Origin of the sequence: Herbiconiux daphne (assembly GCF_024979295.1) — a bacterium.
Taxonomy (GTDB): Bacteria; Actinomycetota; Actinomycetes; order Actinomycetales; family Microbacteriaceae; genus Herbiconiux; species Herbiconiux daphnes.
In genome coordinates, this window is record NZ_JANLCJ010000001.1 from 456,801 (window position 1) to 474,794 (window position 17,994).

Genomic DNA, 17,994 nt, shown 5'->3' on the forward strand with positions numbered 1-17,994 from the left:
ATCATGGCAGCACCCAAGTCGGCTGTTCGCAAGCCGCGCAAGAAAGAGAAGAAGAACGTCGCCGTGGGCCAGGCCCACATCAAGTCGACGTTCAACAACACGATCGTCTCGATCACCGACACGACCGGCGCCGTCATCAGCTGGGCATCCAGCGGTGGAGTCGGCTTCAAGGGTTCGCGCAAGTCGACCCCGTTCGCCGCTCAGCTCGCTGCGGAGTCCGCAGCCCGCCAGGCGCAGGAGCACGGCATGAAGAAGGTCGACGTGTTCGTCAAGGGCCCGGGTTCGGGCCGCGAGACCGCGATCCGCTCGCTCCAGGCCGCCGGCCTCGAGGTGGGCTCGATCAACGACGTCACCCCGCAGGCGCACAACGGATGCCGCCCGCCCAAGCGCCGCCGCGTGTGACGTTCTCACGCTGATTCGCCGACGGGGTGCGCTTGTGTGCGCGCCCCGTCGGTGAACTCGTTCTTCACAACTCAATACCTCTGCACGTGAGTGTCATATAGCGGACACTCAGCTGAAAGGAATAACAGTGCTCATTGCACAGCGCCCAACTCTCACCGAAGAGAACATCTCGGAGTTCCGCTCGCGGTTCGTCATCGAGCCGCTCGAGCCCGGCTTCGGCTACACGCTCGGCAACTCGCTCCGCCGCACGCTTCTCTCGTCCATTCCCGGCGCTGCTGTCACGAGCATCCGCCTCGACGGCGTGCTGCACGAGTTCAGCACCATCCCCGGTGTGAAAGAAGACGTCACCGAGATCATCCTGAACATCAAGGGCCTCGTCGTCTCGAGCGAGCACGACGAGCCGATCACCGCCTACCTGCGCAAGCACGCGTCGGGCGAGGTCACCGCGGCCGACATCTCGGCTCCGGCCGGTGTCGAGATCCACAACCCCGAGCTCGTCATCGCGACGCTCAACGACAAGGCGAAGTTCGAGCTCGAGCTCATCATCGAGCGCGGCCGCGGCTACGTGTCGGCGACCCAGAACCGCAGCGAGTTCTCCGAGGCCGGTCAGATTCCGATCGACTCGATCTACTCGCCCGTGCTCAAGGTGACCTACCGCGTCGAGGCCACCCGTGCCGGTGAGCGCACCGACTTCGACCGCCTCGTGGTCGACGTCGAGACGAAGCCGGCCATCACTCCGCGCGACGCCATCGCCTCGGCCGGCCGCACGCTGACCGAGCTGTTCGGTCTGGCCCGCGAGCTCAACTCCGCGGCCGAGGGCATCGAGATCGGCCCCGCGCCGGTCGACGCCGTTCTGTCGTCGGAGCTGTCGGTTCCGATCGAAGACCTCGACCTGTCGGTGCGCTCCTACAACTGCCTCAAGCGCGAGGGCATCAACACGGTCTCCGAGCTCGTGGCCCTGTCGGAGACGCAGCTGATGAACATCCGCAACTTCGGACAGAAGTCGGTCGATGAGGTGAAGGACAAGCTCGTCGAGCTCGGCCTCTCGCTGAAGGACACCGTTCCCGGTTTCGACGGCGCTCACTTCTACGGCGGATACGACGACGAGAACGTCTGAGACGACGCGTCGACCCTTCTTCCAACCTGACCAACTGACCCACATCTGGAGATAAGAAATGCCAAAGCCAACCAAGGGACCCCGTCTCGGTGGCGGACCGGCGCACGAGCGCCTGCTCCTCGCGAACCTGGCTGCCGCCCTGTTCACCCACAAGAGCATCAAGACGACCGAGACCAAGGCCAAGCGGATGCGTCCGCTGACCGAGCGTCTCATCACGTTCGCCAAGCGCGGCGACCTGCATGCGCGTCGTCGCGTGCTCGCCGTGATCGGCGACAAGAACGTCGTGCACGAGCTCTTCACCGAGATCGCCCCGCTGATGGCGGAGCGTGAGGGCGGCTACACCCGCATCACGAAGCTCGGCTACCGCAAGGGTGACAACGCTCCGATGGTGCAGATCGAGCTCGTGCTCGAGCCGGTCGCGCCGAAGAAGAAGTCGACCGCGAAGACCGCCGCCCCCGCGACCCCCGCTGGTGCGGCTCCGGTCGAGGAGGAGACCGAGGTCGAGGCTCCGGCCGACACCGAGGCCGCTGCCGACGAGACCACCGAGGCCCCTGAGGCCGAGGCGTCCGACGCCGAGGCTCCCGCTGCCGACGAGGCCGCCGCTGAGCCGGCCGCCGACGAGGCTCCCGCGGAGGAGACCAAGTAGCACCCGCTGCACCAAGAGGGCCCGCATCCGTCGAGGATGGGGGCCCTCTTCGCTTTAAGATGGACGACGTGCCGGAGGACGTGAGCGTGCAGAGTGGGATGCGGCGGATCCGCCTCGACCTGGCCTACGACGGCACCGACTTCTCGGGCTGGGCCCGACAGCCGGGGCTGCGCACCGTGCAGGGGGTGCTGGAAGAGACGATGGCGACCATCCTGCGGCGCTACCCGCCGCATCCGGTGCTGTACGTCGCCGGGCGCACGGATGCCGGCGTGCACGCCACGGGCCAGGTCGCGCACGTCGATCTCGCCACCGACCAGCTGCGGAGCCTGCGCCGCCGGGGTGCGCCCGCGGGCATCGGCGAGGCCGAACTCGCGCAGCTGCTCGGGCAGCGCATCAACGGCGTGCTCGGGGCCGACTCCGACGTGGTGGTGCGCTCGTCCACGTTGGCGCCCGAGGGCTTCGACGCGCGCTTCTCGGCGATCTGGCGGCGTTACCGCTACCGGGTGGCGGATGCCGCGGCCGAGCACGATCCGCTCGAGCGCCGGCGCACGGTGCGGCACCCGACCGAGCTCGACGTGGAGGCGATGGACACCGCGGCGCGAGCCCTGCTCGGCCTGCACGACTACGCGACGTTCTGCAAGCCCCGCCCGCACTCCACCACCATCCGCACCCTGCGCTCGTTCGCCTGGCGCCGGCAGGCGGATGGCGTGCTGATCGCCTCGCTGGAGGCGGATGCGTTCTGCCACAGCATGGTGCGCTCCCTCGTGGGGGCGACCGTGGCCGTGGGCGACGGCTCGCTGAGCGGCGACGACGTCGTGCGGCTCCGCGACGAGGGGCAGCGCACGGGCGAGTTCCTGGTGATGCCGGCGAAGGGTCTCACGCTCACCGAGGTGGGCTATCCGGCCGCCGGTGATTTCGCGACCCGGGCCGAGCAGACCAGGGCGCGTCGTGAGCTCATTTGACCGCGCCGGTGCTATCGCCTATTCTTGATCTTTGGTGTGCTCGCCTCATAGCGAACCACCCGTAGTTGAGCCCTCCATCGGATGCGTTCGCCCTGGTTCCGTCGATCTGACAACAGGGAAAACGCCCACCGGAGTGGGATTCACGAACTCCTCACTCGAACAAGAAAGCAGCACTACTGTGACGCGTACTTACTCCCCGAAAGCCAGCGAAGTCCAGCGCGGCTGGGTCATCATCGACGCCACCGACGTCGTTCTGGGCCGCCTGGCCAGCCACGCCGCCGCCATCCTGCGCGGTAAGAACAAGGCGACCTTCACCCCGCACATGGACATGGGCGACTTCGTCATCATCGTCAACGCCGACAAGGTCGCCCTGACCGGTTCGAAGCTGGCGCAGAAGAAGGCCTACCGCCACTCGGGTTACCCGGGCGGCCTCACCGCCGTCTCGTACTCCGAGCTGCTCGAGAAGAACCCCGAGCGCGCGGTCGAGAAAGCCATCCGCGGCATGCTCCCCAAGACCTCGCTCGGCCGCGACCAGTTCCGCAAGCTGAAGGTCTACGCAGGCCCTGAGCACCCCCACGCTGCTCAGCAGCCCACCCCGTACATCCTCGACCAGGTCGCCCAGTAGCGTCCCGCGTTCGTTCAGCAGACTCAGACAAAGGACTCATCAGTACCGTGGCGAAGATCGCAGACCAGATTGACGTGGCTCCCGAGAGCTACTCCACCGAAACCCCGGCCGACGAGGCGCCTCGCGCGCCCCGCGCCGTTCTCACCGTGTCGGGAGCGGCCGTCGGCCGCCGCAAGCAGGCCATCGCCCGCGTGCGCCTCGTTCCCGGCGCCGGCACCCTCACGGTCAACGGCCGTGAGTTCGCCGACTACTTCCCCAACAAGCTGCACCAGCAGCTGATCAACGATCCCTTCAAGGTGCTCGACCTGCTCGGCTCCTACGACGTGGTCGCGAAGATCACCGGTGGTGGCCCCTCGGGTCAGGCCGGCGCCCTGCGTCTCGCCATCGCGCGTGCGCTGAACGAGATCGACCGCGACAACAACCGTGCCCAGCTGAAGAAGGCCGGCTTCCTCACCCGTGACGCCCGCGTCATCGAGCGCAAGAAGGCCGGTCTCAAGAAGGCCCGTAAGGCGTCGCAGTTCTCGAAGCGCTGATCGCGCTTCGGCTCTACGCTTAGCGTATGGCTCGCCTGTTTGGCACCGATGGGGTGCGTGGGCTCGCGAACCAGGATGTCACCGCCGACCTCGCTCTTCGGATCGCTCAGGCCGGTGCACGCGTTCTGGGGGCTGAAGCCCGAAATGCTGGTCGTCGACCGGTTGCCGTGGTCGCTCGCGACCCACGGCAATCGGGCGACTTCATCGCGGCCGCGGTCTCGGCCGGTTTCGCGAGCTCCGGTGTCGACGTTCTCGACGCCGGCGTTCTGCCCACCCCGGCGGCCGCCTTCCTGATCGCCGACATCGGCGCCGACTTCGGCGTCGTCATCTCGGCGTCGCACAACCCGGCCCCCGACAACGGCATCAAGTTCTTCGCGCGGGCGGGCAAGAAGCTGCCCGACGAGGTCGAGATCGCGATCGAGGCCGCCCTCGAGCATCCGCAGCTCGCGCCGCTCGGCGGCGACATCGGCCGCATCAAGCGGTTCGCCGACGCCGAAGACCGCTACGTCGTGCACCTTTTGACGACGCTGCCGCACCGCCTCGACGGCCTGCACGTCGTGCTCGACTGCGCGCACGGCGCCGCGGCAGGCGTCTCGCCCGAGGCGTTCAGCCAGGCGGGTGCGCGCATCACCGTGATCGGCAACGATCCGAACGGCATGAACATCAACGACGGCGTGGGTTCGACCCACCTCGACAAGCTCGCGGCCGCGGTCGTGGCCGCCGGCGCGGATGTCGGCATCGCCCACGACGGCGACGCCGACCGGTGCCTCGCGGTCGATGCGAACGGCAAGGTCGTCGACGGCGACCAGATCATGGCCATCCTCGCCCTCGCCCAGTTCGAGCGCGGCGCCCTTCGCGAGAACACCCTCGTCGCCACGGTGATGAGCAATCTCGGTCTCAAGGTGGCGATGGCCCAACACGGCATCGCGATGCTCGAGACCCGGGTGGGCGACCGCTACGTGCTCGAGGCGATCAACGAGAAGAAGCTCAGCCTCGGTGGGGAGCAGTCGGGCCACATCATCTTCGCCGACCACGCCACAACGGGTGACGGCATCCTCACCGGCCTGCAGCTGCTGAGCCAGATGGCGGCCACGAAGAAGACCCTCGCCGAACTCGCGAGCGTGATGAAGGTCTACCCGCAGACCCTCGTGAACGTGCGCGGCGTCGACCGCGACGGTGTGTCGACCGATCGCGTGCTCGCGCAGGCCGTGGCCGAAGCCGAGGCCGACCTCGGCGAGACCGGCCGCGTGCTGCTGCGCCCCTCGGGCACCGAACCGCTCGTGCGCGTCATGGTGGAGGCCGGCGACCAGGCCACGGCCGACCGCATCGCCGAGTCGCTCGCCGACGTCGTGCGCCAGCGCCTCTCGACCGGCGTCGAGCAGAGCATCTAACCCGCCCTTCCCCCCTTTCGCGAGTGGTCACTTTCGGCGCTAAAACCGCGGTTTTAGCGCTGAAAGTGACCACTCGCGAAAGGGGACGAGGGGACGCGGGGCGGGTCAGAGCTTGCGGAGGAGCACCTTGTTGACGGTGTGGTCGGCGTCTTTGCGCAGCACGAGGGTCGCCCGTGAGCGGGTGGGGCGGATGTTCGCCATCAGGTTGGGCAGGTTGATCGACTCCCAGATCGATCGAGCGGTCTCCCGCGCCTCGACCTCGCTCAACGTCGAGTAGCGGTGGAAATAGGACTGCGGGTTCGCGAACGCCCCGCGCTGCAGGTCGAGGAACCGGTTCTCATACCACTCCGCGATGTCGGTGGTGCGCGCGTCGACGTAGACCGAGAAGTCGAACAGGTCGCTCACCGCGAGGGTGTTGCTCGCCGCCGGCGGCTGCAGCACGTTGAGGCCTTCGACGATCAGGATGTCGGGCTGCCGCACCACGATCTGGGCCTCGGGCACGATGTCGTAGCTGAGGTGCGAGTAGAACGGAGCACGCACCTCGGGGTTGCCGCTCTTCACCGCGCTCACGAAGCGCAGCAGCGCCCGGCGGTCGTATGACTCCGGAAAGCCCTTGCGCTGCATGATGCCGCGACGCTCGAGCTCGCGGTTGGGCAGCAGGAAGCCGTCGGTCGTCACCAGCTCGACGCGTGGGGTGTCGGCCCAGCGGGCGAGCAGCTCGCGCAGCAGGCGGGCGATGGTCGACTTGCCGACGGCGACCGAGCCGGCCACGCCGATGACGAATGGGGTGCTCCTCGACTTCTCGCCGAGGAAGTCGGAGGTCGAGCGGTGCAGCTGCTTCGCGCCCATGGCGTAGAGGTTGATCAGCCGGGCGAGCGGCAGGTAGACCTCGGTCACCTCACGCATGTCGAGCGGGTTGCCGAGGCCGCGCAACTGCACGATCTCGGTCTCGAGCAGGGGGAGCGGAGTCGTCGGCGCGAGTGCCGCCCAGTGCGCCCGGTCGAATTCGACGAAGGGGCTGAACTGCGCGACGCCGGGAGTCGAGGCGGAATCGGGCATAGGACTCCATTCTGCCCGAAGTCGCGGTGCCCGCCGCCCGGACGGCTTCTGACAGGTCGCCCAGTTACGCTCGGCTAAACTCGTCGGCATGTGTGGAATCGTGGGTTACGTCGGCAACAAGAGCAGTCTCGAGGTGCTCCTCGGGGGTCTGCGCCGACTGGAGTACCGCGGTTACGACTCGGCCGGAGTGGCCGTGATCGGCGAAGACGGCAGCCTGTCGACGCGCAAGCGGGCCGGCAAACTCGCCGTTCTCGCCGACGACCTCGAGGCGCATCCGATGGCCGACGGGCAGACCGGCATCGGGCACACCCGCTGGGCGACGCACGGCGGCCCGACCGACGTCAACGCGCATCCGCATCTCTCGGCCGATGGGCGCATCGCGCTCATCCACAACGGCATCATCGAGAACTTCGCCACCCTCAAGCAGGAGTTGCTCGACGACGGCTTCGAGTTCGAGAGCGAGACCGACACCGAGGTCGCGGCCAAGCTGCTCGGCCGCGAATACGAGGTCGGCGACGGATTGCCGAACGCCCTCGGCCGGGTGGTGTCGCGCCTCGACGGGGCCTTCACGCTGCTCGCCCTGCACCAGGACGAGCCCGGCGTCGTCGTGGGCGCCCGCCGCAACTCGCCGCTCGTGATCGGGCTCGGCGACGGCGAGAACTTCCTCGGCTCCGACGTCGCGGCCTTCGTGGAGCACACACACCGCGCCGTGGCGATCGGCCAAGACCAGATCGTCATCATCACGCCCGACTCGGTGGAGGTGACCGACTTCGACGGCAACGCGGTCGAAGCGCAGGAGTTCGAGGTGTCATGGGATGCCTCGGCCGCCGAGAAGGGCGGCTGGTCGAGCTTCATGGCCAAGGAGATCAGCGAAGAGCCCGAGGCCGTGGCGAACACCATCCTCGGCCGCGTGGTCGACGGCCAGGTCGTGCTGCCCGAGCTCGCCGGCCTCGACGACGTGCTGCAGGACATCGACCGCATCATCGTGATCGCGTGCGGCACCGCCAGCTACTCGGGCCTCGTGGGCAAGTACGCCATCGAGAAGTGGGCCCGCGTGCCGGTCGAGGTGGAGCTCTCGCACGAGTTCCGCTACCGCGAGCCGGTGCTCACGCCGCGCACGCTCGTGGTGTCGATCAGCCAGTCGGGCGAGACGATGGACACCCTGATGGCCGTGAAGTACGCCATCGCCAACGGCGCCCGCACCCTCTCGATCTGCAACACCCAGGGCGCCACCATCGCCCGCGAGTCCGACGCCGTGGTCTACACCCACGCCGGCCCCGAGGTCGCGGTCGCGTCGACCAAGGCGTTCGTGGCCCAGATCACCGCGCTCTACCTGTTCGGCCTGCACCTCTCCCGCGTGCGCGGCACGCTCGACGACGCCGTCGCGGCGAAGCAGCTGAGCGAGTTGCAGTCGATCCCGGCGAAGATCGAGCAGGTGCTGACCAACGCGCCCGAGATCACCCAGCTGGCGAAGTGGATGTCCGACACCCGCGCCGTGCTCTTCCTCGGCCGGCACGTGGGCTACCCGATCGCGCTCGAGGGGGCGCTGAAGCTCAAGGAGCTCGCCTACATCCACGCCGAGGGCTTCGCCGCCGGCGAGCTGAAGCACGGGCCGATCGCCCTGATCGAGCCGGGCCAGCCCGTGTTCGTCGTGGTGCCGAGCCCGCGCGACCCGAACTCGCTGCACGCCAAGGTGGTCTCCAACATCCAGGAGATCCGCGCGCGCGGCGCCCGCATCCTGGCCATCGCCGAAGAGGGGGATGTCGCGGTGCTGCCGTTCGCCGACGAAGTCATCCGCATCCCGCTCGCCGCACCCCTGTTCGAGCCGCTGCTGACGGTCATTCCGCTGCAGCTGTTCGCCATGGAACTCGCGACCGCCAAGGGCCTCGACGTCGACCAGCCGCGGAACCTGGCGAAGTCCGTCACGGTCGAGTAGGCCGGCCGTGATCGTCGGAGTCGGGGTCGACCTCGTCGACGTCGCCCGGTTCGAGCGGGCGCTGGAGAAGACTCCGCGCCTGCGCGACCGGCTGTTCGCTCCGAGCGAACGCGATCTGCCGGTGCGCTCCCTGGCCGCCCGCTTCGCCGCGAAAGAGGCCCTGATCAAGGCTGTGGGGCACTCGACGGAGTTCCGCTGGCACGACATGGAGGTCGTGTCGAACGAGCACCGCAACCCCGAGTTCCAGGTGTCGGGGGGCGTCGCGGCCGCGCTCGCCGAGATCGGCGCCACCAGCCTGCACTTGAGCATGACCCACGACGGCGGCACCGCGGTGGCGTTCGTGGTGGCCGAAGGCGGTGCCGCATGACGACCGACGCCGAGACCCCAGCCCTCCGCCGGGCGATCATCGACACCGGCGCGATCGGCGCGAACGTCGAGCACGTGCGCTCACTCGTCGCCCCGGCGCAGGTGATGGCCGTGGTGAAAGCCGGCGGCTACGGTCACGGAGCCGCCGAGGTCGCCCGGGCGGCCCTCGACGGCGGGGCCGACTGGCTCGGCGTGGCCGACGTCGACGAGGCCCTCGCGCTGCGAGCGGCCGGCATCACCGCGCCCGTGCTGGCCTGGCTGCACGGGCACGACCCCCGTTTCGAGGCCGCGGTGGCGAGCGGGGTGTCGCTCGGCATCAGCTCCAGGCGCCAGCTCGAGCGGGCGACGGATGCCGGCACGGCGCAGCATCCCGCCCACCTGCACCTCAAGGTCGACACCGGCCTCGGCCGCAACGGGGTGGAGCGCGACGAGTGGCAGCCCCTGTTCGCCGCGGCGGCCGCTGCGGAGGCGACCGGGCGCATCCGGGTCGACGGCCTGTTCAGCCACCTGGCGAACGCGCTGCCCGACGACGACCGCGCGCAGCTCGAGGCCTTCGACGAGGCCACCGCGGTGGCCCGCGACGCCGGCCTCGACCCGCAGCTGCGGCACATCGCCTCGACGGCGGCCGCCCTGCGGCTGCCCGAGGCGCGCCTCGATCTCGTGCGCCTGGGCATCGGCCTCTACGGGCTCTCGCCGTTCGACGACGCCACCTCGCACGAGCTCGGGCTGCGGCCCGCTCTGCGGCTCGAGAGCCGGCTGATCTCGGTCAAGCACGTCGCCGCCGGAACCGGCGTCTCGTACGGCTACACCTACCGGCCCGACGCCGACTCGTGGCTCGGCCTCGTGCCGCTCGGCTACGCCGACGGCATTCCGCGGCACGTGTCGAACCGCGGCTCGGTGTGGGTGAACGGGCGCGTGCATCCGATCGTCGGGCGCGTGGCCATGGACCAGTTCGTCGTCGACCTGGGCGAGCACCGGGCGGCCGTGGGCGACCGGGTGGTGCTGTTCGGCGGCACGACCGGCCACGGCGACGCGGCCGAGGCCGGCGAGCCGTTCCCGAGTGCCGACGACTGGGCGCGGGCGGCCCACACCATCAACTACGAGATCGTCACGCGCCTCGGCCGACGGGTGAAGCGGGTCTACGGATGAGCACAGCAATCAACGCCGCCGCCCCCGAGCGCGAGGCCGTGATCGATCTCGACGCGTTCCGGCACAACGTGCGCACCCTCGCCGACCTCGCGAAGCCGGCCGAGACCATGCTGGCCGTGAAGGCCGACGCCTACGGGCACGGCATGCTGCCGCTCGCCCGGGCGGCGCTCGAGGCGGGCGCCGGCTCGCTGGCCGTGCTCGACATCCCGGCAGCCCTGGCACTGCGCGAGGCGGGCATCACCGCGCCGATCTTCGCCTGGATGCACGACCCCGACGCCTTGTTCGGCGAGGCCGCCGAGGCCGACATCGACCTGGGCATCTCGGCCGAGTGGCAGCTCGACGCCATCGCTGCGTCCGCGGCATCCGTGGCTCCCCGTGTGCACCTGAAGGTCGACACCGGTCTCAGCCGCAACGGCGCCACCGAGGAGGACTGGCCGGGCCTCGTGACCGCCGCGCTCGCGCACGAGCGCACCGGCGCCGTGAAGGTGCACGCCGCCTGGTCGCACCTCGCCGACGCGTCGCCCGCCGACGACGCCGTGGCCCTCGCGAAGCTCCATCGGGCGATCGAGGTGGCCGAGGGGCTCGGGGCCCGGTTCGAGCTCATGCACCTCGCGGCGAGTTCGGCCGGCATCCGGATGCCGGAGGCGCGCCTCGGTCTGGTGCGCTTCGGCATCGCGGCCTACGGCATCTCGCCCTTCGATGACCAGTCGGCGCGCGACCTCGGCCTGCGCCCGGTGATGACCCTGCAGGCGCCGGTGGTGTCGACGAAGCGGGTGCCCGAGGGTCACGGCGTCTCGTACGGCCTCACCTACCGCACCGCCGCCGAGACCACGCTGGCGCTCGTGCCGCTGGGCTACGCCGACGGCATCCCGCGCATCGCCTCGGGCACCGGCGAGGTGTGGATCAACGGACGCCGCTACCCGATCGCCGGCCGCATCGCGATGGACCAGTTCGTGGTCGACGTCGGCGACGACGAGGTGGCTCCCGGCGACCTCGTCGTGGTGTTCGGCGAGGGCGACCGGGGCGAACCGACCGCCGAGGAGTGGGCCTCGTTCGCCGACACCATCGGCGACGAGATCGTGGCCCGGGTCGGTCCCCGGGTGACCCGCGTCTATCGCGGAGAACGGTGATGTCGGGCCAAGAGGAGCTCGCCGGGATCGGGTCGCCGCTCGAGATCGCGACCCCCGACGAGATGCACGACTTCGGGCGCCGCATCGCCGGGTTGCTGCGGGCCGGCGACGTGGTGCTGCTCTCGGGCGACCTCGGCGCGGGCAAGACAACGTTCACGCGCGGGCTCGGCGACGCCCTCGACGTTCGCGGGCCCGTCACGAGCCCCACGTTCGTGCTCGCGCGCACGCATCCGTCGCTCTCGGGCGGTCCGGCCCTCGTGCACGTCGACGCCTACCGGCTGGGCAGCGCGGTCGAGCTCGACGATCTCGACATCGACTTCGAGCACTCCGTGGTGGTGATCGAGTGGGGAGCGGGCCTCGTCGAAGTGCTCACCGAGTCATACCTCGCGATCGACATCGACCGGCCGCACGGGGCGGCCGCGAGCACCGAGTCGGCAGGCGCCGGTCGGGCGAGCGCCGAGTCGGGCGACAGCGAGCGCCCGCTCGACCCCGGCGACCCGGGCGACTTCGACGAGGTGGAGGAGCCGATCGAGCCCCGCACCGTGCAGCTGCGGGGCGTCGGCCCGCGCTGGACCTGATCGGGCGCGCCGCTCCGCTGTGTCGTGTTCCGTTCCCCTCGACTCCGCTGTGCTCGTCGCCCGTGGCGGCCGGGTGCCGGTGCGGCCGCGTTAGGCTCGTTCTGTGTTCCTCGCCATCGATACCTCCGCCGGCACCTCGGTGGCCGTCGTCGAGGGTGAGCTCGTGCTCTCGGAGCGGTCGACCGAAGACACGATGCGTCACGCCGAGGTGATCGGCGACATGATCTCGGGGGCGCTCGACGACGCCGGGGTGCCGGCATCCGGAATCGACGCCGTCGTGGCCGGCATGGGCCCCGGGCCCTTCACCGGACTGCGGGTCGGCATCGCCGCCGCTCGGGCGTTCGCGTGGGGCATCGGGGTGCCGGTGATCCCGGTGGTCAGCCATGACGCGGTTGCCCTCGAGGAGTGGGCTGCGGGAACCCGCGGCGACCTCCTCGTCGTCACCGACGCCCGCCGCCGCGAGGTCTACTGGTCGAGCTACGGACTCGACGACCGGATGCCGGCGCGCACCGACGGGCCCGGGCTCTGCAAACCCGATGAACTGCCCTACCCGGAGTTCCTCCGCGTCGACGCCACCCAGGTGAGCGCCGGCGACCTGGGGCGCGCGGCCCGCATGCACCTCGACCTCGGCATTCCCGAGGAGTTCACCGAGGCGCTCTACCTGCGCTCGCCCGACGTGACCATGCCCGGCGCGCGCAAGCGGGTGTCACAATGACCTGGCAGCTGCGGCGCGCCACGGCCGACGATCTCGACGAGATCATGGCGCTCGAGGAGTCGTCGTTCGAGAGCGACGCCTGGTCGCGGGAGTCGATGCTGCGCGAGATCGAGCACCCCTACTGCTACTACCTGGTGGGTGTCGACGCCGAGCATCCGGGTGCCGTCGAGGGCTACGCGGGGCTGCTCAGCCCGCCGGGGGCGAGTGATGCCGACATCCAGACCATCGCGGTCTCGGAGCGGTCGCGCGGGCGCGGCCTCGGTCGTCAGCTCATGACGCGACTGCTCGCCGAGGCGGCCCGGCGGGGAGCGAAGAGCATGTTCCTCGAGGTGCGCGCCGACAACCCGGTCGCGCACGCGCTCTATCTGTCGCTGGGGTTCGCCGACATCGCCGTGCGGCCGGCCTACTACCAGCCCGACGGCGTCGACGCGATCGTGATGCGCGCTCCGCTGCGGCGGCCCGAGCCCACGCTGGCGCAGAAGGCGACTGCCGTACCGTCGTCGGAGGAGTCGTCATGACCGGGGAGCGCGGCGGCCCTGTGGTGCTGGGCATCGAGACCTCGTGCGACGAGACCGGGGTCGGCATCGTGCGCGGGCAGACGCTGCTGGCGAACGTGATCGCGTCGTCGATGGACGAGCACGCCCGTTACGGGGGAGTGGTGCCCGAGGTCGCCGCCCGCGCGCACCTCGAGGCGATGAACCCCACGCTGCAGGCGGCGCTCGACGAGGCGGGCATCGGTCTCGACGAGATCGACGCCATCGCGGTGACCAGCGGCCCGGGCCTTTCGGGCGCACTCATGGTGGGCGTCGGGGCCGCGAAGGCCCTCTCGGTGGCGACCGGCAAGCCGCTCTACGCGGTCAACCACCTGGTCGGCCACGTCGGGGCCGACGTGCTCGCGGCCGATTCGCTCGAGTATCCGACCATCGCCCTGCTCGTCTCGGGCGGCCACACCTCGCTGCTGCTCGTGCGCGACCTGGTGGGTGACGTCGAGCTGCTCGGCGAGACCATCGACGACGCCGCGGGCGAGGCGTTCGACAAGGTCGCGCGGGTGCTCGGCCTGCCCTACCCGGGCGGCCCCCAGATCGATCGCGTGGCGGTGGGTGGTGACCCGAAGGCGATCCATTTCCCCCGAGGGCTGATGCACGCGAAGGACGCCGAGAAGCACCGTTACGACTTCTCGTTCTCGGGCCTCAAGACGGCGGTGGCCCGCTGGGTCGAGCGGGCGGGCGACGCGGGAGACGAGATTCCGGTGGCCGATGTCGCCGCGAGCTTCCGCGAGGCGGTGGTCGACGTGCTGTTGACGAAGGCGTTCCGCGCCTGCGCCGACCACGGCATCCCGCGCCTACTGCTCGGCGGTGGTGTGGTGGCCAACGCCCGGGTGCGCGAGGTCGCGGCCGAACGCGCGGCGGCCCAGGGGGTCACCCTGCGCATCCCGCCGCTCTCGCTCTGCACCGACAACGGGGCGATGATCGCCGCACTCGGCGCCCAGCTCATCACCGCCGGGCACCGGCCGTCGGGCCTCGGGTTCGGCGCGGACTCCACGCTGCCGGTGACCGAGATCCAGGTCGACGAGCGACCGTTCTGACCGACGGATGCCGGCGGGCGGCATCCGCTCTCGCGTCGCCGTGTTGCGGCGGATGATTGACACTTTCTCACGGCCCCTGCCACGATAGGTGCCGTCATCGTTTCACCTAGGACATTGGAGCCCGTCTTGACCGAACCCACCCCCGCCTACACGCCCGCACCCGTGGCGCAGAAGACGAACGTGCTGGCGATCGTCTCGCTCGTGCTCTCGATCCTGAGCTTCAACATCATCGCCGTGATCCTCGGCATCATCGCCCTCAGCCAGATCAAGAAGACCGGGGAGTCGGGCCGTGGCCTCGCCATCGCCGGCATCATCATCGGCGGCATCGGCTTCGTGTTCTGGATCATCTTCTTCATCGTTCTCGGCGTCGCCGCCGCCGCGGGCAACATCACCACCACCTACTGAGTCCGCCCGGCCAGAGAGAAGGGCGTTCAGCGTGAGCGACACGAACAACACCCCCGAGGGGGCGGAACCCGGCGTTCCCCCGACGCCCGCGACACCCCCGGTGCCGCCTGCGCCGCCGACCCCGCCGACTCCGCCGGGCGGCTACCAGGCGCCGGCCGCGCCCCCGCCGCCCTACACGCCGCCGCCCGCCTACCAGCCGCCGTCGGCGGGCGGATACCAGGCGCCGCCGACGCCCGGATACCCGCAGCAACCCGCCCAGGGCTACCAGCAGCCTCCGCCGCCCGGCTATCAGCAGACGCCGCCGCCGGGCTACCAGCCGCCGGCCGCGCAGCAGTACTACGGCTACCAGCCGTCGCCCACGCCGCCGATGAACACCCTCGCGATCGTCACGATCATCCTCGCGTTCGTGTTCTCGATCGCCGGCATCGTCACCGGCCACATCGCGCTCAAGCAGATCGACCGCACCGGTGAATCGGGCCGGGGCCTCGCCAAGGCCGGGCTGATCATCTCCTACGTGCTGACGGGCATCGCCGTGCTGGCGTTCATCGCCTACATCGTGGTGATCGTGCTCGTTCTCGCCGCCGCCGGAACCGCCGGCTACACCTCGTCGTACTGAGCGGCCCCACGCTCTGCGTGGCGGCTGCCTCAGCCTGTCGTCACCCGGTCGACGAGCAGCGCCTCGTGCGCTCCGCCGACCCGGGTGAGGATGAGGGTGGCCGACTCGGGCCCCTTGAGGCCCAGTCGCGTGCGCAGTGCGGCCGGGTCGACGTCGGTGCCCCGCTTCTTGATCTCGAGCGTGCCGATGCGCCGCTCGCGCAGCGCCTTCTTGAGCTGCGTCTCGCTCGCGGGCAGCCGCTCGCGCACCCGGAACGCCGAGGCGAACGGCGTCTCGACGAGCTCGTCGCCGGTGAGGTAGGCGATGTCGCGCGAGAGCATGCCGGCGCCGAGGGTGCCCGCCAGGGCGCCGATGAGCCGGGCCCGGATCACCGCGCCGTCGGGTTCGTAGACGTAGTCGCCGAGCGCGCGCACCTCGGCGTCGGTGCTGTCTTCCGCCGCCGACAGTTCGGCGATGCCGGTGTCGCTCACCACGAGGGCAGATCGGCGGATGCCGCCACGCGCCAGCGACCCGAACCACAGCCCCATCTCGACCACCTGCCCGTCGACCGACACCCACTGCGCCTCGGCGGCGGCCGGGATGAGCGAGCGGTCGAAGCCCGGGCCGAGCTTGACGCCGGTCGGCATCCGCTCGGCCAGCCCGAACGCGAAGTCGACCGAGGGGGAGTAGTCCTCGGGGCGGGTCAGCCGGGTGGTGTTCGCCGTGCCACTCGTGCGGCGGGCGGGGTCGAGGTAGACGGCGTCGACGCCGGCGAGGTCGAATCGCTCGGCATCGCCCAGCACCACCTCGGCGTTCGGAAAGCTCGCCAGGTTGTAGGTCGCGAGTGCGGCGGTGACCTCGTCGCGTTCGACGCCGACGACCGGGATGTCGAGTGCCGCCAGCGCCAGCGCGTCGGCGCCGATGCCGCAGCCGAGGTCGGCCACCCGGCTGACGCCCGCGTCGCGGTAGCGACCCGCGTGCAGTGCCGCGACCTTGAGCCGGGTCGCCTGCTCGAGGGCGGCCTGGGTGTAGAGCAGTCGGTCGGCGAACGCGCCGAACTTGGATCGGGCCTTGGCGCGCAGCCGGGACTGCGTCAGCACGGCGGCGACGAGCTCGGGCGAGTGCCCGGCCTTGCGCAGCGCCGCGACCTGCTGCACCGCGTGCGCCGCGGAGTATTCGGGCAGCGAGTCGAGCAGCGTGAGCCCCTCCGAGGTGAGCAGGAGGGTGAGCTCGGCGGAATCCATCCGGCAACGGTACCAACCTGCCGGGTGGTGCGCCCATCCGTCGGCCTTGTCTGGCACTCACATTGCGCGAGTGCCAAAAGAGCCTCTAAACTCGACTTAGCACTCTCGGTGTGAGGGTGCTAACCCAGACGTTTTGTAACTGAGAAAGAAGAGGTCAACCGTGTCGGTCTCCATCAAGCCGCTCGAGGATCGCATCGTCATCAAGCAGGTCGAAGCTGAGCAGACCACTGCTTCCGGTCTCGTCATTCCTGACACCGCCAAGGAGAAGCCCCAGGAGGGCGAAGTCGTCGCCGTCGGCCCCGGCCGCATCGACGACAACGGCAACCGCGTGCCGCTCGACGTCGCTGTCGGCGACAAGGTCATCTACTCCAAGTACGGCGGAACCGAGGTGAAGTACGCGGGCGAAGACTTCCTCGTGCTCTCGGCTCGCGACGTGCTCGCGGTGGTCGTTCGCTGACGCGAATCGCACACTGACAGAACCCGGGTGGCTCAGGCCGCCCGGGTTCTTCTGCGTTCCGGGCCGGGGCGTCTGCGGGGGTAGAGTTTGTCGGTGCCACCGCCCCCTCCGCCCTCGAACGTGCTCACCATCTCGGGCTCGGAGTCGCAGCGATTCCGCACCGGGCTCGTGAGCGCCCTCGTCGCTTACGTTCTCTGGGGTGTGTTCCCCCTCTACTTCCTCTTGCTGCGGCCCGCCGGCGCCTTCGAGATCGTGGCGTGGCGCATCCTGTTCTCACTCGTCTTCTGCGTCGTGCTCATCACGTCGCTGCGCACCTGGAAGCCGTTCCTGGCGATCGCGCGTCAGCCCAAGATCCTGCTGCTCATGGGTCTCGCGGGGGCGCTCATCTACGTCAACTGGCAGACCTACATCCTCGGCACCCTCTCGAACCAGGTGGTCGAGACATCCCTCGGCTACTTCATCAACCCGATCGTCACCGTGCTGCTCGGTGTGCTCGTGCTGCGCGAGCGGCTTCGCGTTCTGCAATGGGTCGCCATCGGCGTGAGCGCGCTCGCCGTGGTGGTGCTCACGGTGGGCTACGGCTCGGTGCCCTGGATCGCCCTCGTGCTCGCCTCGTCGTTCGGGCTCTACGGCCTGGTGAAGAAGGTGGTCGGGCCGCGCGTCGACGCCGTGAGCGGCCTGACGCTCGAGACGGTGTGGCTGACCCCGGTCGCGATCGTGCAGCTCATCGTCGTGGGTCAGGTGAGCGGGCTGGTGTTCGGCAGCGTGAGCGTGTGGCACACCGTGCTGATGCTGGTCTCGGGGGTGGCCACGGCCATCCCGCTGCTGCTCTTCGCATCGGCGACCCGCCGACTGCCCCTGGTCTATGTGGGGTTCATGCAGTTCATCGCGCCCATTCTGCAGTTCGCCATCGGCGTCTTCGTGCTGAAGGAGCCGATGCCGCCCGAGCGCTGGGCGGGATTCGCGATCGTGTGGGTGTCGCTCGCGCTGCTCGTCGTCGACATGCTGCGGGCCTCGCGCCAGTCGAAGCCGCTCGACCTCGAGGTCGAGGGGCTCTGAGTCGGGTGTTCTGAGTCGCGGGCTCTGAGTCGCAGAGTTC

At 69.9% G+C, this 17,994-nt stretch carries 21 protein-coding genes; 19 read left to right on the forward strand and 2 right to left on the reverse strand.

The annotated features are described in order from the left end of the window. Positions 1–3 precede the first annotated feature (3 nt). The 7 genes from rpsK (at position 4) to glmM (ending at position 5,676) form a co-directional block, all read left to right on the forward strand. Positions 4–402 carry a 30S ribosomal protein S11 gene (gene rpsK, locus N1032_RS02430; protein ID WP_022883249.1) on the forward strand — a complete coding sequence of 133 codons (399 nt, stop codon included), beginning with the start codon at positions 4–6 and terminating at the stop codon, positions 400–402. Between the two features lie 127 nt (positions 403–529). Beyond that, complete coding sequence (locus tag N1032_RS02435; RefSeq protein WP_092547909.1) at positions 530–1,519, forward strand: DNA-directed RNA polymerase subunit alpha; 990 nt, start codon at positions 530–532, stop codon at positions 1,517–1,519. Positions 1,520–1,577: 58 nt separating this feature from the next. Continuing rightward, the gene (rplQ, locus tag N1032_RS02440; RefSeq protein ID WP_259537222.1) at positions 1,578–2,165 is read left to right on the forward strand and encodes a 50S ribosomal protein L17; all 588 of its coding nucleotides are present in this window, start codon (positions 1,578–1,580) and stop codon (positions 2,163–2,165) included. 98 nt (positions 2,166–2,263) lie between these two features. Continuing rightward, positions 2,264–3,127 (forward strand): tRNA pseudouridine synthase A, encoded by an 864-nt coding sequence (locus N1032_RS02445; RefSeq protein WP_407933006.1) that lies wholly within the window; start codon positions 2,264–2,266, stop codon positions 3,125–3,127. Between the two features lie 178 nt (positions 3,128–3,305). Then, the gene (gene rplM / locus N1032_RS02450) at positions 3,306–3,752 is read left to right on the forward strand and encodes a 50S ribosomal protein L13 (protein ID WP_259537224.1); all 447 of its coding nucleotides are present in this window, start codon (positions 3,306–3,308) and stop codon (positions 3,750–3,752) included. Between the two features lie 47 nt (positions 3,753–3,799). Beyond that, entirely contained in the window at positions 3,800–4,285 is a 486-nt protein-coding gene (gene rpsI, locus N1032_RS02455; protein WP_259537225.1) for a 30S ribosomal protein S9, read from the forward strand. Positions 4,286–4,311: 26 nt separating this feature from the next. Continuing rightward, on the forward strand, positions 4,312–5,676 hold the full coding sequence (gene glmM / locus N1032_RS02460) for a phosphoglucosamine mutase (protein ID WP_259537226.1): 1,365 nt from the start codon (positions 4,312–4,314) through the stop codon (positions 5,674–5,676). Positions 5,677–5,781: 105 nt separating this feature from the next. Here the strand turns inward: glmM and coaA are convergent, their stop codons facing one another. Further along, positions 5,782–6,735, reverse strand: a complete 954-nt coding sequence (coaA, locus tag N1032_RS02465; RefSeq protein WP_259537227.1) for a type I pantothenate kinase — start codon at positions 6,733–6,735, stop codon at positions 5,782–5,784. Positions 6,736–6,823: 88 nt separating this feature from the next. Here coaA and glmS point away from each other — a divergent pair, with 88 nt between their 5' ends. From glmS to N1032_RS02515, 10 genes are all read left to right on the forward strand, one after another. After that, entirely contained in the window at positions 6,824–8,671 is a 1,848-nt protein-coding gene (glmS, locus tag N1032_RS02470) for a glutamine--fructose-6-phosphate transaminase (isomerizing) (RefSeq protein WP_259537228.1), read from the forward strand. A gap of 7 nt (positions 8,672–8,678) precedes the next feature. Continuing rightward, a complete protein-coding gene (locus N1032_RS02475; protein WP_259537230.1) occupies positions 8,679–9,038 on the forward strand; it encodes a holo-ACP synthase in 360 nt (119 codons plus the stop codon). After that, entirely contained in the window at positions 9,035–10,186 is a 1,152-nt protein-coding gene (gene alr / locus N1032_RS02480) for an alanine racemase (RefSeq protein ID WP_259537231.1), read from the forward strand. Before N1032_RS02475 ends, alr (N1032_RS02480) begins: the two co-directional genes overlap by 4 nt. Continuing rightward, positions 10,183–11,316, forward strand: coding sequence for an alanine racemase (gene alr / locus N1032_RS02485; protein WP_259537232.1), 1,134 nt, complete (start codon positions 10,183–10,185; stop codon positions 11,314–11,316). Before alr (N1032_RS02480) ends, alr (N1032_RS02485) begins: the two co-directional genes overlap by 4 nt. After that, entirely contained in the window at positions 11,316–11,894 is a 579-nt protein-coding gene (gene tsaE / locus N1032_RS02490; protein WP_259537235.1) for a tRNA (adenosine(37)-N6)-threonylcarbamoyltransferase complex ATPase subunit type 1 TsaE, read from the forward strand. The genes alr (N1032_RS02485) and tsaE overlap by 1 nt, the downstream gene beginning before the upstream one ends. Positions 11,895–11,997: 103 nt before the next feature. Beyond that, positions 11,998–12,609 (forward strand): tRNA (adenosine(37)-N6)-threonylcarbamoyltransferase complex dimerization subunit type 1 TsaB, encoded by a 612-nt coding sequence (tsaB, locus tag N1032_RS02495; RefSeq protein WP_259537236.1) that lies wholly within the window; start codon positions 11,998–12,000, stop codon positions 12,607–12,609. Then, positions 12,606–13,127 (forward strand): ribosomal protein S18-alanine N-acetyltransferase, encoded by a 522-nt coding sequence (rimI, locus tag N1032_RS02500; protein WP_259537237.1) that lies wholly within the window; start codon positions 12,606–12,608, stop codon positions 13,125–13,127. Before tsaB ends, rimI begins: the two co-directional genes overlap by 4 nt. Then, entirely contained in the window at positions 13,124–14,194 is a 1,071-nt protein-coding gene (gene tsaD, locus N1032_RS02505; protein WP_259537238.1) for a tRNA (adenosine(37)-N6)-threonylcarbamoyltransferase complex transferase subunit TsaD, read from the forward strand. The genes rimI and tsaD overlap by 4 nt, the downstream gene beginning before the upstream one ends. 126 nt (positions 14,195–14,320) lie before the next feature. Then, a complete protein-coding gene (locus N1032_RS02510; RefSeq protein ID WP_259537240.1) occupies positions 14,321–14,599 on the forward strand; it encodes a DUF4190 domain-containing protein in 279 nt (92 codons plus the stop codon). 31 nt (positions 14,600–14,630) lie between these two features. Beyond that, positions 14,631–15,215, forward strand: a complete 585-nt coding sequence (locus tag N1032_RS02515) for a DUF4190 domain-containing protein (RefSeq protein ID WP_259537241.1) — start codon at positions 14,631–14,633, stop codon at positions 15,213–15,215. Between the two features lie 29 nt (positions 15,216–15,244). Here N1032_RS02515 and N1032_RS02520 read toward each other — a convergent pair whose 3' ends face one another. After that, positions 15,245–16,438, reverse strand: a complete 1,194-nt coding sequence (locus N1032_RS02520) for a class I SAM-dependent methyltransferase (protein WP_259537242.1) — start codon at positions 16,436–16,438, stop codon at positions 15,245–15,247. A gap of 160 nt (positions 16,439–16,598) precedes the next feature. Between N1032_RS02520 and groES the strand changes: the two genes are divergently transcribed. Next, a complete protein-coding gene (gene groES, locus N1032_RS02525) occupies positions 16,599–16,895 on the forward strand; it encodes a co-chaperone GroES (protein WP_066041091.1) in 297 nt (98 codons plus the stop codon). A gap of 129 nt (positions 16,896–17,024) precedes the next feature. Then, positions 17,025–17,954, forward strand: coding sequence for an EamA family transporter RarD (rarD, locus tag N1032_RS02530; protein WP_259537954.1), 930 nt, complete (start codon positions 17,025–17,027; stop codon positions 17,952–17,954). Positions 17,955–17,994: the final 40 nt, after the last annotated feature.